The sequence below is a fragment of the Paenibacillus glacialis genome (assembly GCF_001637205.1).
GTDB classification, from domain to species: Bacteria; Bacillota; Bacilli; order Paenibacillales; family Paenibacillaceae; genus Paenibacillus_AQ; species Paenibacillus_AQ glacialis.
Genome location: NZ_LVJH01000003.1, coordinates 256,608 through 278,909, shown reverse-complemented (window position 1 = coordinate 278,909; position 22,302 = coordinate 256,608). Strand labels below are relative to the sequence as shown.

General features: G+C 40.2%; 23 protein-coding genes and 1 riboswitch. Of the genes, 3 read left to right on the top strand and 20 right to left on the bottom strand.

The genetic code is table 11. The annotated features are described in order from the left end of the window. Positions 1-743: 743 nt before the first annotated feature. The 15 genes from PGLA_RS04115 to PGLA_RS04045 form a co-directional block, all read right to left on the bottom strand. On the bottom strand, positions 744-1,514 hold the full coding sequence (locus tag PGLA_RS04115) for an RCC1 domain-containing protein (RefSeq protein ID WP_068529112.1): 771 nt from the start codon (positions 1,512-1,514) through the stop codon (positions 744-746). Between the two features lie 72 nt (positions 1,515-1,586). Beyond that, positions 1,587-1,865, bottom strand: coding sequence for a hypothetical protein (locus PGLA_RS04110; protein ID WP_068529109.1), 279 nt, complete (start codon positions 1,863-1,865; stop codon positions 1,587-1,589). A gap of 24 nt (positions 1,866-1,889) precedes the next feature. Further along, positions 1,890-2,516, bottom strand: coding sequence for a hypothetical protein (locus PGLA_RS04105; protein ID WP_068529106.1), 627 nt, complete (start codon positions 2,514-2,516; stop codon positions 1,890-1,892). Positions 2,517-2,821: 305 nt separating this feature from the next. Next, positions 2,822-4,123, bottom strand: coding sequence for an ABC transporter permease (locus tag PGLA_RS04100; RefSeq protein ID WP_068529103.1), 1,302 nt, complete (start codon positions 4,121-4,123; stop codon positions 2,822-2,824). Next, positions 4,116-5,021: an ABC transporter ATP-binding protein gene (locus PGLA_RS04095; RefSeq protein ID WP_068529100.1), complete on the bottom strand. Its 906-nt coding sequence runs from the start codon at positions 5,019-5,021 to the stop codon at positions 4,116-4,118. Before PGLA_RS04095 ends, PGLA_RS04100 begins: the two co-directional genes overlap by 8 nt. 1 nt (position 5,022) lies before the next feature. Beyond that, positions 5,023-5,937, bottom strand: a complete 915-nt coding sequence (locus PGLA_RS04090; protein ID WP_068529097.1) for an ABC transporter ATP-binding protein — start codon at positions 5,935-5,937, stop codon at positions 5,023-5,025. Positions 5,938-5,944: 7 nt separating this feature from the next. Beyond that, entirely contained in the window at positions 5,945-6,349 is a 405-nt protein-coding gene (locus PGLA_RS04085) for a GntR family transcriptional regulator (RefSeq protein ID WP_068529094.1), read from the bottom strand. A gap of 126 nt (positions 6,350-6,475) precedes the next feature. Then, positions 6,476-7,198 (bottom strand): hypothetical protein, encoded by a 723-nt coding sequence (locus PGLA_RS04080; RefSeq protein ID WP_084410709.1) that lies wholly within the window; start codon positions 7,196-7,198, stop codon positions 6,476-6,478. Positions 7,199-7,425: 227 nt separating this feature from the next. Beyond that, positions 7,426-7,890: a DUF420 domain-containing protein gene (locus PGLA_RS04075; RefSeq protein WP_068529087.1), complete on the bottom strand. Its 465-nt coding sequence runs from the start codon at positions 7,888-7,890 to the stop codon at positions 7,426-7,428. Positions 7,891-8,033: 143 nt separating this feature from the next. Beyond that, positions 8,034-8,945, bottom strand: coding sequence for a cytochrome c oxidase assembly factor CtaG (gene ctaG / locus PGLA_RS04070; RefSeq protein ID WP_068529082.1), 912 nt, complete (start codon positions 8,943-8,945; stop codon positions 8,034-8,036). A gap of 210 nt (positions 8,946-9,155) precedes the next feature. Beyond that, positions 9,156-9,479, bottom strand: coding sequence for a cytochrome C oxidase subunit IV family protein (locus PGLA_RS04065; RefSeq protein ID WP_068529080.1), 324 nt, complete (start codon positions 9,477-9,479; stop codon positions 9,156-9,158). 3 nt (positions 9,480-9,482) lie between these two features. After that, positions 9,483-10,109, bottom strand: coding sequence for a cytochrome (ubi)quinol oxidase subunit III (locus tag PGLA_RS04060; RefSeq protein WP_068529077.1), 627 nt, complete (start codon positions 10,107-10,109; stop codon positions 9,483-9,485). 2 nt (positions 10,110-10,111) lie between these two features. Further along, positions 10,112-11,956 (bottom strand): cytochrome c oxidase subunit I, encoded by a 1,845-nt coding sequence (gene ctaD, locus PGLA_RS04055; protein WP_425415337.1) that lies wholly within the window; start codon positions 11,954-11,956, stop codon positions 10,112-10,114. Positions 11,957-12,028: 72 nt separating this feature from the next. Continuing rightward, on the bottom strand, positions 12,029-13,072 hold the full coding sequence (coxB, locus tag PGLA_RS04050) for a cytochrome c oxidase subunit II (protein WP_068529072.1): 1,044 nt from the start codon (positions 13,070-13,072) through the stop codon (positions 12,029-12,031). Positions 13,073-13,525: 453 nt separating this feature from the next. After that, a complete protein-coding gene (locus PGLA_RS04045; RefSeq protein ID WP_068529070.1) occupies positions 13,526-13,714 on the bottom strand; it encodes a hypothetical protein in 189 nt (62 codons plus the stop codon). Between the two features lie 437 nt (positions 13,715-14,151). On the opposite strand from PGLA_RS04045, the gene PGLA_RS04040 reads away from it, so the two are divergent. Both PGLA_RS04040 and PGLA_RS04035 read left to right on the top strand, forming a co-directional pair. Continuing rightward, positions 14,152-14,490 (top strand): DUF4870 domain-containing protein, encoded by a 339-nt coding sequence (locus PGLA_RS04040; RefSeq protein WP_068529066.1) that lies wholly within the window; start codon positions 14,152-14,154, stop codon positions 14,488-14,490. 76 nt (positions 14,491-14,566) lie between these two features. Next, on the top strand, positions 14,567-15,472 hold the full coding sequence (locus PGLA_RS04035) for a diacylglycerol/lipid kinase family protein (protein WP_068529063.1): 906 nt from the start codon (positions 14,567-14,569) through the stop codon (positions 15,470-15,472). Between the two features lie 167 nt (positions 15,473-15,639). On the opposite strand, the gene PGLA_RS04030 is transcribed toward PGLA_RS04035, so the two are convergent. From PGLA_RS04030 to PGLA_RS04010, 5 genes are all read right to left on the bottom strand, one after another. Further along, positions 15,640-16,968, bottom strand: a complete 1,329-nt coding sequence (locus PGLA_RS04030; protein ID WP_068529060.1) for a nucleobase:cation symporter-2 family protein — start codon at positions 16,966-16,968, stop codon at positions 15,640-15,642. 51 nt (positions 16,969-17,019) lie between these two features. After that, positions 17,020-17,613 carry a xanthine phosphoribosyltransferase gene (locus PGLA_RS04025; protein WP_068529057.1) on the bottom strand — a complete coding sequence of 198 codons (594 nt, stop codon included), beginning with the start codon at positions 17,611-17,613 and terminating at the stop codon, positions 17,020-17,022. Between the two features lie 171 nt (positions 17,614-17,784). After that, positions 17,785-17,884, bottom strand: a riboswitch (purine riboswitch). Positions 17,885-17,952: 68 nt separating this feature from the next. Next, positions 17,953-18,240 (bottom strand): hypothetical protein, encoded by a 288-nt coding sequence (locus PGLA_RS04020; RefSeq protein WP_068529054.1) that lies wholly within the window; start codon positions 18,238-18,240, stop codon positions 17,953-17,955. Between the two features lie 36 nt (positions 18,241-18,276). After that, positions 18,277-19,137, bottom strand: a complete 861-nt coding sequence (locus tag PGLA_RS04015) for a TrmB family transcriptional regulator (protein ID WP_068529051.1) — start codon at positions 19,135-19,137, stop codon at positions 18,277-18,279. 110 nt (positions 19,138-19,247) lie between these two features. Next, the gene (locus PGLA_RS04010) at positions 19,248-19,955 is read right to left on the bottom strand and encodes a zinc ribbon domain-containing protein (RefSeq protein WP_068529050.1); all 708 of its coding nucleotides are present in this window, start codon (positions 19,953-19,955) and stop codon (positions 19,248-19,250) included. A 251-nt stretch (positions 19,956-20,206) separates the two neighbouring features. On the opposite strand from PGLA_RS04010, the gene PGLA_RS04005 reads away from it, so the two are divergent. Further along, the gene (locus PGLA_RS04005) at positions 20,207-22,288 is read left to right on the top strand and encodes an ATP-dependent helicase (protein WP_068529047.1); all 2,082 of its coding nucleotides are present in this window, start codon (positions 20,207-20,209) and stop codon (positions 22,286-22,288) included. The last annotated feature ends 14 nt before the right edge of the window (positions 22,289-22,302 follow it).

Genomic DNA, 22,302 nt, shown 5'->3' with positions numbered 1-22,302 from the left:
CAAAACAAAAAAAGAAGACCACTTTGGCTTATGCCTCGGTGGGTCTCTCCTTTGCACTATCGTGTCCCATAAGACAAATTGTTCAGTGACATTATAGTTGGTGCCTAAAAAACCTGTTAAATCAGGTTTTTTTGAGTTTATAACCCTTCTCTCATTTTACATTATAGTAGGTACCTGAGAAAAATGAATTCATCATGCGATTACATTAAAGTTGGTGCCTTTAAAGCAAACAATTCACACACTTTGGGCCATTATCGGCTTTTAGTTTCACTTCATTAAAATCATTATTTTCAGGAACAAGATATTGGTCTGGCATAATAGAAATATTGGGCTCCAGGCTCCAATTTATCAGCATGTACACACTTTTCAATTAATTGTACTCTTTCAAGCTGATAATTTTCATCCAATCGCACAATACTGTATTATTAACTTCCCAAGGCCCCCCCTTCCGGCTGACTACGTTAGGTGTCAATTTAAATTGACACCTAACGTATATCTTTTCTGAAGGGGGATAACTATTTTTCTTCCACTCTAATTATTATTTTCTATCTATGTTTCTTCTAAGCAAACTCCTACATTTTCTAATAATAGGATCTAAACCATACATAATGAAAGTATACACCGCGTCAGTTTTAATATCACTTATCATCAATTTCCAAAAAAATTAAATCCCTTTTCCATCTGTATTAACTAAGGTTTTTCCAGAAGGTCCCCCTCTCGACTCTTCAGCTTATCTATAACTATTAAGCAATAAGTATATTACAAAACTTATCTTTTACAGCATTAAGCGACTGTTTCTTAAGCTCTCCTTTCCCATTAACGAGTGTCACATGTTCAGTAATCGTCAATTCAAGTTCTTCAGAAGGAATAATCTCTAATTCTAACTTGCCCACATCAATTTCATCTAAAAGAAAATAAATTGTTTGTTGTCCAGTTTGATATAAAGATAACTGAATCTCGGCAATTCCTTGATGAAATTCAATATCTACAACAGTAGAACCACTATTTGAAAGCTCCTTCTTCCCGAATTGTCCAGAAGCACCGTTAGGTGTGGTTGTATATCCTGATATAGATACTTTATGTGTACCATTAAAATCAGTATTTGAAGAGCCATCCGATCTATATACCGCTAAAGTAACTGTTGTTTCTTCTCCTGACATAATAGATATATTACCGTTATTTTTAATAGTATAACTGTTTGTATCTACAGGATATTTCAAGGTTACCTTCAGCGCTTTACCCTCTATCACAGGGGCTGGAGTTAAGCGTGATCCAAGTGTCCCATCTCCTAGTTGTCCTACAGTGCTGGTGCCCCATGCCCATACACTTCCGTCCGTTTTTAAAGCTGCACTATGCCTTTCGCCGACCGTCACTTCGCTGCTTCCAATTAGGCCTGTGATTCTTATATGTGAAACTGGATCAATTCTCGTTCCATCTCCCAGTTCTCCATTCCAGTTAATTCCCCGATGGTAACAACTCGTAAGCTGATAATATATTTGGCATAATATTACCAATAGCCCTACCTATTACTAAATCATTAAGGGTAACCCCAGTTGCATTACCTGTTTCAAATATGTAAGAAGCCTTTAAGTATTACTCATATCGGTTGACCATACTGTAGATTTCTTTAACCATTGTTCATCTTTATATATCTCTATCCTAACAGGATGGGGTTCATCATCAAAACTAAAATGAATTTTCACATCTTTCCCAAACTCTACCTTATATTCTTCTGCCCAAACATTTGTACTTCTGGTACTGATACCACCAGAACCATCAGCATTTACATTTAAAGAATAACCATAATTAGGAATTGAATTAAATAATATCAATAAAACAAGTAATGTCGAGATAATTTTCCTCATATAATTAACTCCCTCTTAATAATTTTACTTACAAAACTCCATTGGATCACAGTCAACAATTCTTTTATCTTTGTTAAGTACAACTGAAACGTATTCTTGTTGATTTTTATCATAAAACACTAATCTCAGCTCAGCATTTAGGCGGTTCCTTAGTACCAAACCAACCTCATTTTGTTGAATCTTACCCTCAGTTTCCTTTTTAAGAAGAATTACAGTTCTAATAACCTCATATTTTGTCCGACTTTCACTTTCTTTCGAATCTATAATATAAGGTAAATCATTTTCTTCTATTATCCGTTGGATTTCTTTCCTAATGGCTGTCTGTGTTTTATGAGAGGGAGTTTTAAAGTAATTACTGACATCCACAGAGTAACGAATAATTAATGGAGTTAAGACAAGGGACAAAAGAAAAGTGTAAAGGGCTATCATTACCAGCCTTTGATTATTCTTCTTGTTTAAAATAAACATTAAAACACTGTATCCTATAATAATAATGGATAAATAGAATGTTAAAACTCCTCCAGGTCCTGGATCCCAAACAATAAATTCGGGATCTTCTAACCCTGCCATAATATTAATACTTAAAGAACAACTTGTAACCCCGACACCAAAACTCAATAACAACAATAACGCTTTCAAAACTATCCTCAAGTTTCATCACCTCCCTATACAATATATATTCGGATGAAATAGGGAATAAATGAACATTTGGTATATTATTCAATTCAATATAACTCCAACAGCTAATAATATTTAGTAGTACTGCTAGTACCAAACTCAAAAAAAAAACAGTTAGATCAACGAATTGATCTAACTGGCCTTAATAGTCTCATTTTCAATATTTATAAATTCTCAGTTATACATAAATTATTAATTTCAAAGTATATTCAGCCAGCCTACGTTCTTTTCTTTCTCTCCTTGTCCATTGTCCACAAATTTCAATGTGCAAGCTGCCACTATATCTTATAAGCCTTCATCGCTTTACGAAGCTCTTTGATCGTTGGACGTTTACCATACATAAGTACACCTGTACGATAGATCTTCGCAGATAACCATCCGAAGAATAGGATTGAGACTAACATGATAAGGATTGAAACCCATATTTCCCACATCGCTATTTCCCCGATACCAATCCGTACAATCATTGTCGTTGGTGATAGGAATGGGATGAATGAAGATACTTTCATCAACATGGAATCAGGAGCACCCATGCTGAAGCTTCCAATGTAGAATGCCGCAAGTGATAACATCGTAATCGGCATAACTGCTTGACCTAAGTCTTCTGTACGGCTCACGATAGATCCAACAGCTGCGAACAACACTGCATATAGGAAGTATCCGAGCACATAGAATAAGAACCCATAGACTATAACGTCTATACTAACCTGTGAGAGATCTATATTAAAATCTGCAAGTAGTTCTTTATTTTGTGGCATCAATAGATTTCCTATGATCACCAGAATAAATGTAACGATCTGGGTCAAGCCCACTAAGAACATCCCAATAACCTTACCGAACATTTGAGTCAATGGTGATACGCTTGTGATAAGGATTTCCATGATCCGTGAGCTTTTCTCCGTCGTTACTTCGGCGGCGATCATATTGCCTGTGGTCATGGAAGTAAAAAAGAAAAGAATAATCAGGAGATACACCACTCCAAATTCCATCATCTCCGCTGCTTCATCTTTTTCTTCGACAACTGTAGAAGCATTAGGATTGGCATTGATGTTCTGTGCATCAAACTGCACCGGCGTTTTTAATTCAGCAATTTGCTCTGCTGTGAGGGAATCCTTCACAATAACCTGCATCTTAACAGCCTGCAATGCAGCTGAAAGCTCCGCCTGAGCGATTGGGTTCAAACCATCATCTTCATTAGAAGAATATACAACTGAAGGGAATAATGTCGCCTGTTCTTCTGAGAATTCCAGATATCCGTCAATCTTACCGTCTTCAATGTCTTTCTTTAACACTGCTGCATCTGATGTATCATATTTCATGAAGGTGAATTCATCATTATTCTGTTCCTTCCAATAACTATCTAACTGTCCTGCCAATTCAACTTGTTGACCATATACGAGACCTATCTTCGTACCCTCCGACTTCAAATCCTCTCCAGTAAACAACTGGATCAAGTAAGGAATGTTAATAGCAATAGATATGATAATAGCTAACACTAATGTTGTTATGAGAAATGCTTTTGTCTTCACCTTGTTACGAAATGTAAATCCTATGACAGTACCTAACTTATTCTTATTCATGTGATTCACCTACCTCTTTAATAAAGATTTGATTCAGTGTTGGTTCCTTTAACTCGAACTTCTCTACAACACTTTGCAGCATCGCTGTCTGCAATATCTGTTGAGCAGCTGATGTATCAGAAATGGCGATCAGATACCCACCTTGCTCTTGAATGGTCACTTTACTTACACCAGGAATATTCTCTAGTCCAGTTACTTCACTTGTCGTTCCCAAAGCCACCTGTTCACGTGGATATCTACCTTTGATTTCTTTCAGACTACCCTGAACAATAGGGTTAGAACGATGCATAATGGTAATGTTTTGGCATAACTCTTCGACGTGTTCCATGCGGTGCGTAGAGAAAAGTATGCTTGTTCCTTGATCGCGAAGCTCCTTAACCGTTGACTTTAATAGCTCCACATTCACAGGATCTAACCCACTGAATGCTTCATCTAATATGAGGATCTGAGGCTTGTGCACAACAGCTGCGATGAACCCGATTTTTTGTTGATTTCCCTTGGATAATTCTTCAATTCGTTTATCATAATACTCAGGAACTTCGAAGCGTTCCAACCAATAACGCAGACTCTTATCTGCATCTTTACGAGGCATGCCTCGAAGCTGCGCTAAATAATTAATTTGATCACTCACTTTAATCTTCGGATATAGTCCTCGTTCCTCAGGTAGATAGCCCATGATTTGCCGAAGTTCATCATTATGTGGTTTACCATTGTAACGTATACTTCCTCCATCGGGATATATAAGTCCTAATACCATACGCATAGTTGTCGTCTTGCCAGCCCCGTTTGCTCCAAGTAGTCCATAGATCTCACCCTTCTCTACTTGTAGAGACAGTTCATTTACAGCGGTCTTATCTCCAAATTGCTTTGTTACCTTCTCCAGCTTTAAAGATTCCATATTATTCTCCCCTCACTGACTGTGCAATGACAGCCTCATCTCTTTGAATCCATAGACTTAGTATTTCATCAAACTCTAACCCACGCGTCTTTATTACTTGTATTCCTGAATGTTGTAGAAGATTCTCTAGTTGCTTACACTCAGTTGTTATCAGTCGTAGCACACCCGGAGACTCCTGATGCGCCTGCACAACTCCTGGTAAATCTTCTAGAATTGTACTATCACTTCTAACCCATACTTCCTTCCAATTATCCAGAAGACTATCTTTCTCAACCATCCCGAGTATTCGACCCTGATGTACCAGTATGATGAAATCTGCAAGTCTTTTAATCTCATCTACAATATGGGTGGATAATAGAATCGTCGAGTCCCCCTGCTTCATATATGTTTGAAGCTCATCAATCATTCTCTTCCAGGCGAATGGATCAAGCCCGGAAGAAGGTTCATCTAACAACAATAATTTGGGACGTGATGCCAAAGCCACTGCAATTTCCAGTTTTCTTCGTTCACCCTTAGACATTTTATTTAATCGAGTGTTAACGGGTACATTAAACGTCTTCAACAATTTCTGTAACAGGATATCGTCCCATTCTTTGTACCAGTATGAACGAAATGTTGCGACTTCTTCCGCTGTCAGATGGTCCTCTTCGCTGTTAGATTTCTCTGATACATATCCAATTTGTTGCTTAATCTCTGGTGGAATACCATCAGGATAGGATTGACCGAAAATTGTTATATCTCCTTCATCAGGGATCACGGTCTGCATCAGCATATTGATCAACGTACTTTTACCCGATCCATTCTCTCCTACGATCACAACGACATATCCTTGTGGTATAGACAGATTCAGAGGGCCAATCATTTTATTTCTTCGCTTCTTCTTTACACCAACCATATTAACGACCATCTGCTCCATATCAGAATTACTCCTTCCCATCCTCGGGATGATATTTACGCGTTACTATATCTAGAAACAGCCTCTTGATCTCTTCTTCACTACACTGAACTGAAATCCCAGCATCAACTGCTTTGCCTAAAGCATCCTCAACAGATTCCCGTTTGAATGTTTCACGTTTAGACTCACCAACCTTTGCAACAAAGGTTCCTGTTCCTTGTTTCGTTCTAAGCAGGCCTTCACTCTCTAAATCCTGATACACCCTTCGAACCGTAATAACACTGCAATTCAATCCACTCGCAAATTCCCTAATCGATGGTAAAAGTGTATTCTCCTCGATCTGACCATTTATGATAAGCGATCTTAGTTGAGTCTCTATTTGATGATACAGCGGCTCTGCACTATTCTCGTTAATTTGAATTGGTATCCACACCTTTCACACCTCATTCCTGAATCTGATACATCTATATAGATTGAACTAAAGTTTGCGCTCACAAGCTCAATCATCTTTAAAGAGAATCATGAATATGAGGGTTCGTCTTTAGTTCAATCTATCTAGCTAAAGAAGATCTCTGTGTTGTAATTTGCGAAAAGTTAACTTACCCAATAGAGCCAAGGTTATCATTCCACCTATCAAGGATATCCACATGACTGGCGATAGTATCCCCCACTCTTTGCTCATTTTTACCGTATATAAGAACATATTTCCACCTAGTAACCAATTGGTAATCCCCACAATAGCCGTAACCACCATCATCACCATCGACAACCAGAAGTATTTCCTTCCACTACTAGTAAATTCGAAATGAATATAAAACCCTGTGACTGCCAGTGCATATCCAATCCATGTTAGAGCAAAACAAATGTAATTTCCTATAGACATTTCCGATCTCAACTGATAGCTAACTCCATATATGATACTAAAAACGATTACGCTATTAATTGTAAATGCTATTAACATCTGGATGTATCTATAGCACATTATGACTTTAGGGGAGATGGGTAATGTACGTAGATAGATCAACATTTGTGTGTATGAATCCTCTGTCATATATTTAAAAGACTTCTTTGAGAAATAAAAACCCAACATCGGGATCAGTGTTAGCAGTAGAACATCGGCTGCCGGTATTATTTCGTTCTGATGATCATATTGAGTTCCTATAAGCGTGCTAATCATAACTCCTATATATCCCATGAATATGATAGAAACGATCACCATGAACTTCTCGATTTTTATATCCTTTTTAAAAATGACCCAAGCATCTTTTATTACAGTATTCACTCTCATCGCCTCATTTTTAAAAATTATTGTTCTCCAGCATTGTCGTCTCTCACTGTTATGTTGGTGTGTTCGCTGTGCTTACTGTATATATCTTTATACACAGTATAATGTGTGCTTATACATTCGTCAAGAGATAATTTGATATTTTTCCCATAAAAAAAGACCCCTCAGTTAAACTGACAGATCTCATCTTAAAGTTACATATACTGCTTATAACAAGCTATTCACTATATCCCGAAAATGGCTTCCCACATCGGTTTCGTATGACCACCTGGATATAAAAGGTAAAGAAGAGTGTATACAGCCACACCCGTGATCGCTGTGAAGAACCACATGATCGAAGAAACCTTCCCCCATTTGCGGTGCTTCGCATACTTAGCCTTAAATCCAAGTGTAAGTGTTGTAAGTCCAAATACCGCAGCAACCGTTGCCAGAGTAATATGAAATATCAAGAATACGCGATAATAAATTTCAAGATCTTCCGGACCGCCCCATTCGGTATTACCCACAAATATGGTGCGTGACGAGTAAATAACAAAGAATATCATCGCCGCAATAGCTCCAGCAATCATGACCTTCTTATGTGCTTCCCTTTTACCCTTAATAATAAGGACCCAACCAATGGCTACTAATACTGCACTTATGACTATGAATGTGGTACTTATCGTTGGCAGCAAGAAATATAAATCCATGTATATCCTCCTAAAATTTTTTTAGCGTTACTTCGGTGCAATAACTTCGAAAAAATCACTTCGGAAGCACTACTTCGTTTTTTTATTGCAGCGCTTCTTGATATTACTTCGTAAAAAAACTAGCATCGGAAGCATTTCCATTACTACATATGATTCAAAGTACTATCCTTAAGTTCACTAGGATTCATATCATCGTCTTCGCGATTCTCTTTCTTATACCAGTTAAAGAACACGTAAGCTAATATCGAAGCGAAAATAATCTCCTGTATGAACTTCATCAGAATACCACCTACCTGTTGGTCAACCTGTGGAGACATCAGATTAAAGAAGGTAGGACCTCCGAACTTGTCCAATATCGCTGCAGGATCTCCACTAATGCAATACCCCATCGCTTCGGCCCAGATATTCGGATCACTGTATGTAGCATACAGTGGCTGAGATGCAAATATTATTAATCCACATGCTGGAGTTAATAATACCATATTTAAAAAGATATATCCCATTTTGCCTACACTCGATCCTTTTGTACTCTCAGGTAATGGATTGAGAAGTGTCCACCACATCAGCATAGCTGTTATCAATAATACAATATAATACAACCGATGCACGTTAAAGTGTAACATCACATAATCATGAATGGCTGGTATGTGATAGAGAGAGAATAATCCATTGAATAGAAGAGCCGCAACCACCGGCTTAGCCAGAAACTTCAAACTCCGCAATGGATTTACTTTCACCAACGCTCGCCATAACCATTCGGGTAATCCCATCATGATTAACGGGGGTGCTACTAAATACGAAAGCGCCATCGTTAACATATGGAACGAGAACATCATATGACCTAACAGACTTACAGGCCCTCCTTGAGCTAAATAGAGCATAAATATACCCATGATAAACATACTTTTCTTCATCCATGAAACCGGCTTGGCTCCTTCGAACTTCTCACTTAGTGGACCCACAACAAGCAAGTACCCAACAGTTATGAGCAACATGAAGACCAGAAATAATGGACTCCATAAGTCCGCAACACTAAAGTATTCTAATCCCAACATTTAATAACCTCCTACCTCAACCGACTTCCCTTTGTCAAAACAAGCACAATTCTATGAACAATATACGAACATTCAAGAAGAAATAGCTACACAGTCCCTTAAGGGGCGGCTAGCCGTCTCTCTCGGAAATATAAGATGTAGCGTATCAAGTGAAACTTATACTTTCGTATATTTTAAAAAAAGAGGTGGCATGAGCCACCCCTTCTCACCTTACCCCCACCACATCCAAGACAATGCAGTAACAATTGCCGTACCTGCTACAAAGAATCCACCTAACATGAAAATGATAGGTATCATATGTCCTTTATCCTTCAGATGCATCCAATACCCCATCTGTACAAACACCTGCAAGACAGCCATTACCAACAATATGATGATCGTAAAGGCTGGATTTATTCCTCCTGCAGCAACCGCTGCAAAAGCAATCAGCGTTAGTACAATCGAGAAGATAAAAGCTACAATATGTTTCTGTGGACCCTCGTGCCGATGCCGTTTATTAACCAGTTGATGCTCATTCTGCTCATCTACTGTCATGCTTTAGCCCACCTTTCCAAGCAAATATACGACCGTAAAGATAAATACCCATACTACGTCGATAAAGTGCCAGTACATAGCGGACACGTAAATCTTCGGTGCCGTCACGACTGTTAATCCTTTTTTATACAACTGTCCAATCAGAACACCGATCCACAATACTCCGAAAGCTACGTGAGCACCATGAAAGCCGACCAATGTGTAGAACGCTGAACTGAAGGCGCTGGTAGTCATGCCGAAATTTTCTAAATGCATATACTCATAGAATTCGTAAATTTCAAGACTTAGAAATCCAAGACCTAGAACGACTGTAACAATCAACCAGAATATCAGGTCTTTCACCTTGTGACGATGCAATGCCTGAATTGCAAACACACTGGTTAAACTGCTCACTAGCAATATAAACGTTGCAGCTGCCGTCAGTGGCAGACTAAAAAGTTCAGCTGCCGTAGGGCCTTCATTCGTCTGATTACGAAGTGTAAGGAATGTAGCGAAGAGAGTACCAAAGAGTACGGCCTCGCCACCAAGAAATAGCCAGAAAGCAAGAATTTTATTACGACCTTCAAGTGTTGCCTTCTCAGGATATTGAGGCAATTGGCCTTTTTCATGTTCTGTGTGTGTTGAAGCCATACTTATACCCCCTCCTCTTCTAGTTCCTCTGGTTCAATGTGCCAGCCATGATCATCAAAGAGAGAACGCATTAACATGGATCCGAACGTAATAAGAAGTCCTAATCCACACACAATCCAGTTATTAAATATAAAACTCATAAATGAATTAGAGAATTCTTCTCCGCTGAACATTAAACCAAGACCTGCGATAAAAATACCAACGGACATTACAAAAGGAATAATGGTAGGTGAAGGCATATGGATTGGTCCTACAGGTTCTGCAGGTGTCATTTCCGTATTTCCAGCCATTTTTTCTTTCCAATATGCATCAATACCCCGTACAAGTGGTATTTGTTTGAAATTGTATTCTGGTGGAGGAGAAGGAATCGTCCATTCTAATGTACGTCCATCTTCCCATGGATCATTAGCACAACCTCTTGGCTGCGTGAATGATCGACAAACATTTATGAAGAATAGAATCACACCAACGCCCATCAAGAAAGCACCCACGGTACTGACTAGATTCATTGTATCGAACCCTTGATTCGGCAAGTATGTAAACACACGACGTTGCATCCCTATAAGTCCAAGGAAATGCTGTACGAAGAATGTCATATGGAAGCCGATTGCAAAGGTCCAGAAGGTCCATTTGCCAATCGTTTCATTTAGCACACGTCCGAACATTTTAGGCCACCAATAATGAAGTCCTGATAGTAGTCCGAACACCATACCACCCACGATAACGTAATGGAAATGAGCTACAACGAAATACGTATCATGGAACTGAAAGTCTGCAGGAGCAGATGCCAACATGACACCTGTTACACCACCCATGGTGAATGTTGGGATAAAACCAACTGCAAACAGATTAGCCGTATTAAAGGTCACTTGACCGCCCCACATGGTAAACAGCCAGTTGAATATTTTAATTCCAGTCGGAACCGCAATTAACATCGTTGATATTGAGAATAAGGCGTTTGCCACAGGTCCAAGCCCTGTTGTAAACATATGATGCGCCCATACCATGAATCCCAAGAATGCGATCAAGATGGTTGCAAATACCATTGAGCTATATCCGAACAACCGCTTACGTGCGAATGTAGGAATAACTTCTGAAATAACACCGAACGCTGGTAAGATTAGAATATATACTTCTGGGTGCCCGAATATCCAGAATATATGTTGCCATAGAATCGGGTTACCCCCGGCATCTACATTGAAAAAATTCGCACCTAGTACTCGGTCAAACGTTAATAGTACTAGACCAACCGTTACAGCTGGGAAAGCGAACAAAATCATAGCTGAAGTAATGAAGGAAGTCCATGTAAACATAGGCATACGCATATAGGACATTCCTGGTGCTCTCATCGTAATGATGGTTGCTAGGAAGTTAAGACCCCCAATTAATGTACCCAGTCCTGCAATCTGCAAGCCAACGGTATAGAAATCAACTCCGTGCGAGGGACTGTATGTAGTATTAGATAAAGGCGTGTAAGCTGTCCAACCGGCATCAGGTGCACCACCCATTACCCAACTAAGATTCAATAAGATTCCTCCGAACAAGAACGTCCAGAAACCTAAAGAATTCAGAAATGGAAATGCGACGTCACGAGCACCAATTTGAAGAGGAATAATAGCATTCATAAGAGCGAACACAATCGGCATGACGCCTAAGAAAATCATCGTTGTACCATGCATTGTAATTAATTCATTAAATGTTTGTGCATCTAACATGTCATTCATCGGTTTAATCAATTGAAGACGAATTAGAAGAGCTTCAATACCGCCAATTCCAAAGAACAATCCTCCACCAAGTAAATATAGGACAGCGATCTTCTTGTGGTCGACAGTCGTTAGCCAATCCATTAAGCCCTTGTAACGCTTAACACTATGAGCGTGAGCCAAGGTTGTGTACCCCCTTTAGAGTCCTTGCTGATATTAGTATTCTAATTTGTAATTGGCTAAGTATTCTGCAATGCCATCAATTTCAGCATCGGTAAGTCCTAAATCTTTAGGCGCAGGCATTTTATTACCTGGTTTCACTGACTGTGGATCATGAAGCCATTCTTTCATGTTCTCTACAACAGGGTTCCCTTCATCATTCGTCTCCGAATTCAGTAAGATACTTGCAACCGCTTCTCGTGAACCAATTCCGGTAAGAGAAGGTCCACCCACCCCACCTTGATCACCAACGGCATGACAAGTTAAACATTGATTCTTGAATGTTTCTGCAAGTGCCTTATCTTCAATAGCTACCATTGGCGCCTTCATAGCTGTTTTCCATGTCTCAAAAGATTCAGGACTTACGGACTTCACTTTGAACTCCATAAAGCCGTGGGAAGGTCCACATAATTCTGCACATTTACCACGGTATACCCCTTCTTTCGGAGCACTGAAGCTGAAACGGTTAATCGTTCCATCTGGATTTGTATCCATTTTTCCGGATAGTGATGGTACCCAGAAAGAGTGAATTACATCTGCAGTCTTCAATTCGAACGCGATATTCTTGTTTGTTGGAATGATCAAATCCTGAGCTGTAGTAATCCCAAACTGAGGATATTCAAATTCCCACCAATATAGATGTGAAGTAACCTTCACTTGGATAGCATCCTTATCATTGGCATGATCTTCTCCAAAAGCAAATACCTCTTTTACAGTAGGTACTGCAAGAACAAGAACTAGAATCAATGGAATAACCGTCCAAATAATCTCTAACTTGAAATTACCTTCGACTTGCTCAGGCATGTCTTTGTGTTCAGGTCTTCTTCTGAACTTAACGATTACATACGCTGAAATAGCAAATACAATCACTAACACAACTAACATAATCGAGATTGAAAGCTTAATTAAATCGAACTGACCTTGTGCCACAGGCCCTTGCGGTCTTAATACCGACAAATCGTCGCGGCCACATCCAGCCATGAGCAAGGAAAAGATTGCTAGCATTGGAAGAAGTCGTTTCATAACCTGCCACCGTTTCATTAATTATCTACCCCACTTCTGCTGCGATTTTACATATTTTACAAAACATTATCACCTTAAAAAACCTGTATCCCACGCACATTTCACGTAAAATATCAACCTGTCAATTAAAATTATCACCTATTTTAATATAAGTTTAAGGTACTGCTTTGTCAATCATTGGAGCTTAGTTCACAAAATGTTCAAATATCGAAAAAACAGCATTGTGTAGGCATTTGTAACCGATTTCAAACTTAAAAAAAAGCTAGTTTATTGTCGAATATCTCTAGCAAATGTGCTTTGCACAAAACCTATTCCCTGTATTTTTGCCTATTTTGTGTCTTTCAATATTACTTAATTGTATTAATCCCCCAGTAATATCCAATTGAATCGCACACAAAAAAACCGTATTCCACGGTTCAAAACCGCAGAAGACAGTCTATAGAGGTCTTCCATTATGTTCAATTCATTGTATTATGAAACGGATGAATTCATACGTCCCAGTTCATGTTCAACCACAGAGGTCAATTCCTCTTCATATCCTCCCATAATATGATATTTCCGGACGTAATCCTTCACAAATTTCTTAGGATCCTTAGGCCGGAAAATTCGTGTCATTTCCCTCAGACTTTCCTTGACTTCGTTATGACCTTTCGTTGCCATAATTGTTCCCTCCCAAAACGCTGAATGAAAAGCTCGGGTTTAGAGAATGCCGAAAAGATCTTCCTTAAAAACATCGTGAAGTAATATGCATTATGAGATGGATAGAAAGCTCTTCGATCACCGCTAGGCATTTAACAATAAAATTACCCAGAACCAGTGTAGCTGAATCACTCATCCACATTATATCATACTTCCCAATATCTTGGGTTAAATGATTCTATTTTTTCTTTTTTTTGGCTTTAGGGATTGAAATACCCTAGCGCAGTTAGCTTATCAAGCCGTCTTATTAACATGTTATGCTGCATGTCGCCATTTCAACTCAGTCATCTGCTCACTATAGTTTACAACATATACATAAAACTTTCTCATAACTTATCTAACTTGTACATAGGGTAAAGGGATCAATTGGTTTAGATAATAAGGAGCGTGGTCTACTCATGTCCCCATTCAAATCTTCCTCTGGTTTACCTGAGAATGTTGCTGCTGCGTTATGTTACTTGTTTTCTTTTGTTGGTGGAATCGTCTTTTTGGCTGTGGAGCAACGCAGTCGATTTGTTCTGTTTCATGCATTGCAGTCCGTTATATTCTTCTGTGGCATGATGGTGGCGCATGTCATCTTTGGTTTTATCCCGCTCATTGGCCCATTGATCGCATCATTGCTATCCATCCTAACCCTGGTCATGTGGGTGATATTGGTCGTGAATGCTTTTCAAGGAAGATGGTTTAGAATCCCACTCATAGGTGACATTGCCGAAAGTCAGATACGACACTTATAGAATTACCATATTTTATAGTTTTCTTTTATACCTTTTCTTCTTAGAATAGATATATCCATTACTTGGAGGAGAAGAAATGTATCTATTCGTTATAAATAAAAAGTCCGGCAATGGAAATGGGTTCCGCACTTGGCTCAAGGTACGATCCATACTTCAGTCACGTCAGATTCAATACCATTATATTTTTACAGAGAGTTCCGATCAAGCTGTCACTTTACTCACAGAAATGTTGCAGCAACCTGAAGCTTGGCAAGCCGTTGCGATTATCGGTGGAGATGGTACGATTCATAGCATCTTACCTGTGCTAAATGAAACTGGCATCCCATTAGCGGTCATTCCAGCAGGTTCTGGTAACGATACAGCTCGCAGCTTCGGCATCCCCTTCGACACGGTTGGTTCGGTAAATGTATTACTTTCAGGTCAATCACAAGCAGTCGATCTGATCTCAACCTCAGGAACTCTAACATTAACAGCACTTGCCATTGGCTTTGATGCCCAGGTCGCTGAGAACGTGAACCGTAGCACTTATAAGAAATGGTGCAATACTTTTAGAGTCGGTAGAGTCGCTTATATTATTGGAATCCTACATACCTTGCTTACGTTTAAACCAGGAAGGGTCAACGTCACCTGCGATAACCATACGGCCTCATATGAATCTACTTGGATGACGGCTATCTCGAATGTGCCCTCCTATGGTGGCGGGTTCAAGATAGCACCACAAGCCCTTCCCAATGATGGTCAACTAGACATCTGTGTCGTTCACGGTTGCACTCGTTTACAGCTATTACGACTATTCCCTAGAGTACTTACTGGGGGGCATGTCAACCTTCCATTTGTCACCATGCTACGTGGACAGGTAATTTCCATCGATAACGAGTACTCAAGGCTAGCCCTTGGCGATGGAGAGAATATACCCTATCTTTCTTACGATTCTATTCTGTGCCCTAGCGCCTTGCAGATGATGCTTCCACAACCAAAGTGATACACAATTAGATTCGAATGAGCTGGATACATTTAAAGGGACTCTCCCACTAGAAGGATTTTTTTCTACGAGGATAAGTCTCTTTTCTATAACAAAAAAGGGACCCCTCCCTCAGGTCCATATTTAGACCTTCTGGGATAAGCCCCTAGAAAATGATAAAGTTGAAGTTAGGCAGCTTTGCCCGCTTCCGCACCTTTTAAACCATTAAATATAAGATTCATCGCAATGGCTGTTACACTCCCTGCAACAATACCATTATCAACGAGAATACGAAGCCAACTTGGTAATTGTGCAAATAGATCTGGCACTACCGTAACGCCAAGGCCCATACCCACAGAACATGCGATGATGAATAAATTCTCATATCGATTCAGATCCACTTGATCCCCAAGCATACGAATGCCAGACGATACAACGAGTCCAAATAAAGCAACCATAGCTCCACCTAATACAGACGCAGGAACTAGCTGTGTAAGCGCCGCAATCTTAGGCACAAATCCGATTACAACCAGAATTCCACCCGCCACCACGATGACGTCACGCGTCTTAACACGACTCATTTGTACGAGCCCTACATTCTGGGAATAAGTCGTATATGGGAATGAATTAAACAATCCTCCTAGTACAATTGCGAGACCTTCAGCACGGTAACCACGAGTCAGGTCCTTAGAAGTCAGATCTTTATCCACAATCTTACCCAATGCCATAAAGACACCCGTAGACTCAGCAATACTCACAATAGCTACCAATATCATCGTTAATATGGCCGAAGGATGAAAGGTTGGTGTACCGAAGTAAAACGGTTGTATACCATGGAACCAACTCGCTTCTCTAAGCGGCGTCAAATCAACCTGACCAAACATGGCTGCCGCTAGCGTCCCTACAACTAAACCAATTAGAACAGATATAGATCGTATAAACCCCTTCGTGAAACGGTTCATTAGAATAATAAACAATAGCACACCAAATCCAAGAGACAGATTGAAGGGACTTCCGAAGTCAGCCGCCCCCTGCCCACCACCAAGGTCTGTTAAAGCCACTGGGATGAGTGTCACACCGATGATGGTCACGACAGAACCTGTTACAACCGGTGGGAATATAGCTATTAACTTTCCGAATAAACCTGAGAATAAGAGCACAAAGATTCCTGATGCAATAATGGCACCGTATATAGCCGACACACCATACTGAAGACCGATAGCAATCATAGGTGATACCGCCTGAAAAGCACACCCTAACATCACCGGAAGTCCAATCCCGAAGTATTTATTCCCCCATACTTGCAATAATGTCGCCACACCACAAGCAAGCAAATCAATACAAATGAGATAGGTTAATTGTTCTGAAGAAAGACCCAATTGTCCTGCTACGATAAGAGGAACAATAACTGCACCTGCATACATGGCCAGCACATGCTGAAGACCTAGTGAGAATGTTTGAAGCGGATTTCTATTTTTCTGAAAAATAGGCTCGTGGCCTTGTTCACTCTGTTGCATCTGTCAGTACTTCCCCCTAAACGATAATAAATCAAATATGTTGCTATATGTTTAAGCTTCGTTTATATCTTCCTCTTCTACAAACGTCACGGTCTCATTCTCTAAAGCCGCGACACGCACAAGAGACTCTACACGATATCCCGCATCTAATAGAAGCTGACGTCCAGGTTGGAATGATTTCTCAATAACGATACCGATTCCCACGACCTTTGCACCTGCCTGCTCTACGATCCGAGCTAGTCCAAATGCTGCTTCACCATTCGCTAGGAAATCATCAATGATTAATACACGATCATTAGGATCTATGAATTTCTTAGCTACCGTAATTTCATTCGTCTCTTGCTTCGTGAAGGAGTATACTTTCTCTACGTAAATGTCATGCTTAAGTGTTAATGACTTCTGTTTGCGTGCAAAGATTAGGGGAACATTCAACTCAAGTGCCGTCATAATCCCTGGCGCGATACCAGAAGACTCTATTGTCAGGACCCTTGTAATAGCCTCATCTTTAAATCGACTTGTGAATTCCTTGCCCACTTCTTTCATCAATACCGGATCCATCTGGTGATTCAAGAAGGAATCCACTTTTAATACTTTATTACTTAGGACGATGCCTTCGGCTACGACTTTGTTTCTCAATAATTGCATTCTATATCCCCCTTAAATAGTTTCAGTTCATTCATACCTTCACAAAAATAAAAAAAAGAAAAGCCCTCTCACACCGCTAGCTTTCAGCAGAGAATCGAGGGCTTTAGATTAACAAATATACAGTTCCATTCTTCTTCACAGTCAAAATCACCTGTTCAAAATAATGGAACTGACTATATATTATTAACCCGTAGTCCAATCATTCCGGTGATCGGGTAGAGACATGCAGGCCTATTCCTGCACCTATACGAGAATCATATAAATGTAACTTGGAAAGTATAACGCATAACACAGCATAAAATAAAGAGGAAATTGCTTACTGTTTCATTTGAAATAAATCTACAAGAAATTGCTAAGAATTGTTTTGAGATCCCTATCTTCCGTGTACTTTTCTTCTCCCATGTCCAGCTCAGTAATTCTAATGAAGTCATAGTCTGCGGAAGGGTCAACGGGCTTAAATACTAATGAATCCGGATCAGAAAGTACGACCAAATAATCCATATCCTTAAACATTTCAATAAGTTGATCATTCCCCGGTTGTTGATTGTCACTCAGAAAGATTAACCCTCGTAGATGTTTAAGCTCACCTTTATGTTTCACTTGAAAATGAACAAGACATTCCTTCATATGATTGTTCCTCCTAATTCTTGTAGTCATTATTTATTAAACGTCTTCGACTTCTCCCGATTCTTGTACTACACTACCCTTCTCACTATTCCCCGTGATTGAATCCATACCCACATACTTATTATAAATTTGTTCATAATGTGAGCCATAACGTTCTGCTAGTTCGTTACCGATGTCATTCTCCATTTCATATAAGACCATCTCCTGTGTGAAATGGCTAAGTAGTAACTCTGTCATCACTGGATGGACCGTTACCATCGCCACAGAAGAACAAGTATCTCCACGCATGCCGAGCATAGACCAAGTTCGATCGATAACGAATGAGAATTTGCGTCCTGCACACTCTGAGGGCTCCATTTGGGATGAATCCCACCCTGGCCATAACATATGGCGACTTAATGAGGTTTCTCCTCCATCTGTGGACCAAAGTAACTTCACACCCCTACCCTCAGCACGTTCTAACTCACTCCGTAAGAGTGAGGCTTCCTCATGACACACATCAATGACAATTTCCCGCTCCGCACGCTCTAACTCCCGAGTCAATGCCGCCAGAATCTTATCATCTCCTTCTACAGAATAAAAAGGAGGCTGATCTGTTACGGATCTTGGCATTTGACTCTCAACAAATGACAGAGATTCACGTACTTGGCCTGAAATCATATGGGTTAATTCCTCAGTCTTAAGCATACTGTACCGAACAGGCTCCCCCTGACTACTATGTAGAAAGCCCTGTTGGGATAGACGTTGTAACGTAGTATACACATTGGATCGTGAAACACCCAAACTTTTGGCCACTTCATAACCAGATGAAGGACCCCTTCCAGCCAATTCTACCATCACTTTGGCTTCCATCTCCGTAAATCCTAGATTTCTAAGATGATGTAACAACTGTTCCATTCTCCTGTCCCCCCAAGCTGCGTGAACGTGTTCCATTTCCCGAAACCATTTGTTTGAATATGATATAGATTGAACTAAAGTTTTCGCTCTCTTTAGTTCAATCTATATAGTTAAATCTGTTCTGCACCACACCGTGGGCACCATTTTGATCCTAGTTGCAGGTCAACCGCGCAAATCTGACAATTGAATGTTAGCTCTGGTGCTACTCCTTCATCTTCGACAATCATGTCCTCATCATTATCGTTGTTCCAATTACCAATTCGACGGTCAAGCTCTAACTGTCTCTCTCTCTCACGCTCTAACTCTTCAAATTGTCTACGTACTCTTTCTACATCCTGAAGCTGATTATCTAGACTGTCTACAGGTTCCACTTCTTCATCAGATTCATGATACGTAGGGTCTAGTATTTCCAGATCTTCAGGTAGTCTTGATTTCTTCTCTGTATAAGGGCTATTCCCCTTCCTATGTTTCGACTCATTTTCCAACAATTTCGTGCCACAATGGGGGCAAAAGTTTACATCTAACGCTACAACATGACCACATTGACATAATCTTTCATTTTTCAACTCTGCAATGCGTTCGCGAAGACCGTCTATTTCTCCCCTCAGGTTATCACAAGCTCTCGACAACTTCACCATCTCTGTCTCAGCGACACTCATATCCTCAGCTCGATACCCTTCATAGAATACTTTGCCCATTTCTAAGAAATGATCATTCATATTATCCTCAATCTCAATAATCTGACCTTTTATTTTGTTCACTTCTACCATACTCTGAGCCTTATTAGCCCCATTCTTGATTCGTTTCATAATATCCATTGATATGATTTCTCCTTCACCATTCGATTACATTCATTTTTCCATCGTTTATTTCCTATAATAGCCCTATGATGTAGAGCAAGGATTATGCTTATTTCTGTTAGATAAAGGAATGCTTGGCTTCACCCTTGTCATTAGCGTTATAATATTAGTTACTGTCCTAAGAAATTATAGCTAATTCTATCATACCAAATTTATATAGGGATTGTGAAAAGGTAAATCTCTCACAGTTTTTGAAAGGAAGGCCGAACTTGCAACAAACAACCACTAGATATCAATCCCATCCGGCCGGTGTGCCCTTATCCACACCATTACCACAGACTGCGTCTGCTCCAACAACGACAAGTAAAGAACTCGTTCATCCTTCCATCGATGATTCGTTCTACTTCCGTGCCCTTGAGAAAGAAGGCATACATCTAAACGGTCCACAGATTCAAGCTGTGCGCCACGGTTCTGGGCCCTTACTCACGCTTGCAGGTGCTGGTTGTGGGAAGACAACTGTCTTAGCCGCACGGACTGGTTATTTAATAGCCGTTCGTGAGATTCCTGCTTCCCAAATCCTATTAGTAACTTTCACGAGTAAAGCAGCGTCAGAGATTAAAGAACGAATTGCTCGTATTCCTTGTATTACAACCCGTGCAGCACGTGCTGTCCAAGCTCGAACATTCCATTCCTTCGGGCTCGCTCTATTACGACAGTCTGGACAACACGAGCAAATTCTCAGTGATTACGCTACTAGACATACCATAATGAAAATTATATTACGCCGTCTAAAAGCAGGTGAGACCTACCAGCCAGAGACACTCTTAGCTGCACTATCGTCTTGGAAAATGAGTGGCGAATGGCCCTCCGACCTTCCATCTAAGACAGCCGAAGAAATGAAGATCAAGGAAATCCTACTCACGTATGAAGAATGGAAACAGGGTCGCAACCAGTGGGATTTCGACGATATATTGTTACACACGTCGGATCTATTAAACGACCCTCAACGCTTATCAGAACTCCAATCGCGATTCACTTATATGATGGTCGATGAGTTTCAAGATACGAATACTGTCCAATACGACATGGTACAGAAGTTATCTGCAGGACACCGTAATCTGATGGTTGTAGGCGATGATGACCAGACCATCTATTCTTTTAACGGTGCACGTCAAGAATCTATTCTGGATTTCGATAAAGTATACCCTGATGCCACCATCATTGCCCTACCGATCAACTATCGAAGTGACAGTCGTATTCTAGGTTTAGGTACTGCACTCATTACTCACAATGAATTCCGACGTCCTAAACAACTCGTAGCCGCAGGTGCTGAAGGATTACCTCCCCACTATGCTTCTCCTGCGAATGTAGAGGAAGAGGCATCGTTTGTTATGGACCATGTAGAAAATCAAGTACGACTTGGGAAGGTCACATACTCAGACGTGGCTATTCTTCACCGTACCGCGGGTAGTAGCCGCGCCCTGTTGGAGCAACTATTACTTCGAGGTATTCCCTTTGTCCAATACGGGAATAACACCGTATTCTATGATCAGTCCTTAATTAAGACGTTAATGGACCACCTTAGACTATCTTTAAATCCGCGTTGTAAAGAGGCTTTTCAAAGTACGCTCGGTCCACTCTATATTCCTCGTGAAGATGGCATGAGCTATCTCGTTGAACAAGAGAATAAACAACCGAAGAAGTACCCTCTTATTCATCTAACGCGTTGGGATCGACTTAAACCTTTCCAACAAGATGCGGTCAAAGAAAGAATACGATTGATCAAGAAACTTGCGTCATTGAAGCCTGTATATGCCATACAAGAAATGCGCAGACTCTTTTATGATAAATATTTGGAAGCTGGGGATCCCCTACTCCATACTCAATATAAAGATACAATGATAGATAGTCTTGATGAACTCGAGAGTGCTGCAGCGCAGTTTGATACGATTGATCAATTCATAGCTCATGCAGATGAATTAACACTGCGTCATCAACAAATGGAAGCTCTCCGTGATGGGGATGCAGGCGATGCTATACAACTATTAACCATTCATCGTGCCAAAGGAATGGAATTCCGACATGTTTATTTGATTGGTGCAAGTGAAGGGATTCTCCCTCACAGTACAGCATTGAAAGAAAAGGTTACCCAAGAAATGAAGGCAACCCATTCAGAGAAAGTTGAATCTAAACTCGTTAAAGCAGCACTTGAGGAAGAACGTCGTCTAGCGTATGTAGCCGTTACTCGGGCGAAGGAACGTCTCTATATTACTTCCCCCCTTCACTTCCATGGCAAAGCTGCAGAACCATCCCGTTTTCTATTAGAGGCATTTGGAATTAAAAAATTATAGGATCCCACTAAAAA

Excerpts from the sequence above, each read along its gene's own strand:
- PGLA_RS04030 (WP_068529060.1), bottom strand. The coding sequence starts at position 16,968 with ATGCAACAGAGTGAACAAGGCCACGAGCCTATTTTTCAGAAAAATAGA.
- PGLA_RS04015 (WP_068529051.1), bottom strand. The coding sequence starts at position 19,137 with ATGGAACAGTTGTTACATCATCTTAGAAATCTAGGATTTACGGAGATG.
- coxB (WP_068529072.1), bottom strand. The coding sequence starts at position 13,072 with ATGAAACGGTGGCAGGTTATGAAACGACTTCTTCCAATGCTAGCAATC.
- PGLA_RS04025 (WP_068529057.1), bottom strand. The coding sequence starts at position 17,613 with ATGCAATTATTGAGAAACAAAGTCGTAGCCGAAGGCATCGTCCTAAGT.
- PGLA_RS04040 (WP_068529066.1), top strand. The coding sequence starts at position 14,152 with ATGTCCCCATTCAAATCTTCCTCTGGTTTACCTGAGAATGTTGCTGCT.
- PGLA_RS04045 (WP_068529070.1), bottom strand. The coding sequence starts at position 13,714 with ATGGCAACGAAAGGTCATAACGAAGTCAAGGAAAGTCTGAGGGAAATG.
- PGLA_RS04110 (WP_068529109.1), bottom strand. The coding sequence starts at position 1,865 with ATGAGGAAAATTATCTCGACATTACTTGTTTTATTGATATTATTTAAT.
- PGLA_RS04095 (WP_068529100.1), bottom strand. The coding sequence starts at position 5,021 with ATGGAATCTTTAAAGCTGGAGAAGGTAACAAAGCAATTTGGAGATAAG.
- PGLA_RS04010 (WP_068529050.1), bottom strand. The coding sequence starts at position 19,955 with ATGGATATTATGAAACGAATCAAGAATGGGGCTAATAAGGCTCAGAGT.
- ctaD (WP_425415337.1), bottom strand. The coding sequence starts at position 11,956 with ATGGATTGGCTAACGACTGTCGACCACAAGAAGATCGCTGTCCTATAT.
- PGLA_RS04075 (WP_068529087.1), bottom strand. The coding sequence starts at position 7,890 with ATGGATTTATATTTCTTGCTGCCAACGATAAGTACCACATTCATAGTC.
- PGLA_RS04065 (WP_068529080.1), bottom strand. The coding sequence starts at position 9,479 with ATGACAGTAGATGAGCAGAATGAGCATCAACTGGTTAATAAACGGCAT.
- PGLA_RS04100 (WP_068529103.1), bottom strand. The coding sequence starts at position 4,123 with ATGAATAAGAATAAGTTAGGTACTGTCATAGGATTTACATTTCGTAAC.
- ctaG (WP_068529082.1), bottom strand. The coding sequence starts at position 8,945 with ATGTTGGGATTAGAATACTTTAGTGTTGCGGACTTATGGAGTCCATTA.
- PGLA_RS04035 (WP_068529063.1), top strand. The coding sequence starts at position 14,567 with ATGTATCTATTCGTTATAAATAAAAAGTCCGGCAATGGAAATGGGTTC.
- PGLA_RS04090 (WP_068529097.1), bottom strand. The coding sequence starts at position 5,937 with ATGGAGCAGATGGTCGTTAATATGGTTGGTGTAAAGAAGAAGCGAAGA.
- PGLA_RS04060 (WP_068529077.1), bottom strand. The coding sequence starts at position 10,109 with ATGGCTTCAACACACACAGAACATGAAAAAGGCCAATTGCCTCAATAT.
- PGLA_RS04020 (WP_068529054.1), bottom strand. The coding sequence starts at position 18,240 with ATGAAGGAATGTCTTGTTCATTTTCAAGTGAAACATAAAGGTGAGCTT.